Raw genomic sequence first — 816 nt, 5'->3', positions numbered from 1 at the left:
CGCGAGGCTCTCCTCCAAAATCTCCACGACGCGCGGCGTGGGGAGGTCGAGGGGGTTCACCGAGTACCGAGCGGCGTAGTTGCAGTTTTTGAAGTCGCCGGCGGTGTCGTATACAACGACGGCGTAGTCGCTGGGGACCTCGCGGAGAGACCACTTGACGAAAGAGGTCTTGCCGGTGCCGGGGAGCCCCGTGATTAGCGCATTCCCCTCCACGGCCGTCACAAGCCTGAAGAGCTGGGTGTAGAGAGTCATACGCCGAGGGCTCTAATCCCCAGGTCTGTAAGCCTCACCGTGAGGGTGAGGGCGTCTAGCCTCACCAGGCCTAGCTGAGAGGCTCTGACGACGGCTTGGCCGTACTTCTCCTGGGCGTACTTCAGCGATAGAAAGCCCCCAGCTTCCCACAGTGTGCGGAGTAGCTCTTTGACGTCGGGGTCCTCCACCTCGGTAATAGGCGGAGGCGTGTAGGGGCGGCACAGCCCCCCGCCTGCCCAAGCCTTCTTCATCGCCAGCCCCTCGTACGTCAAGCCCTGGACAGCGAGAACAACCCTATCGGCGACAGCCGCCTTGGGGTCGTAGACAGAGGTATATACGCGCAGAGTACCAGACAGGGGCTTGACCATGGCTAGCAAATCGCTAAACGCCGGCCAGGCGTCTGTATACACCTCGACGGCCCATCCCCCGCCGTATTTTGAATCTAGGTGGTGGGCTAGGGCGAGGCCCATCGCCAAGAGGACTGGGTCGACGGGAGGCGCCTTGTACTGGAAGACGCCCTCCCCCCTCTGCAACTCTCCGTAGTCGACATAGCGGAAGAGGGCG

Annotated in this window: 2 protein-coding genes; both read right to left on the bottom strand. The window is 62.5% G+C overall.

Annotated features, from left to right (window positions below):
• Nucleotides 1-252 (bottom strand): type IV secretion system DNA-binding domain-containing protein (locus tag ACP5J3_RS14955; RefSeq protein ID WP_428496399.1); only part of this gene is annotated, 252 nt, incomplete at its 3' end.
• Nucleotides 249-816, bottom strand: a 568-nt coding sequence (locus ACP5J3_RS14950) for a hypothetical protein (RefSeq protein WP_428496398.1), incomplete at its 5' end; no start/stop codon positions are given. The genes ACP5J3_RS14955 and ACP5J3_RS14950, both read right to left, overlap by 4 nt.

Source organism: Pyrobaculum sp., from assembly GCF_049971835.1.
Taxonomy (GTDB): Archaea; Thermoproteota; Thermoprotei; order Thermoproteales; family Thermoproteaceae; genus Pyrobaculum.
This window is presented reverse-complemented; position numbering and strand designations above follow the sequence as displayed.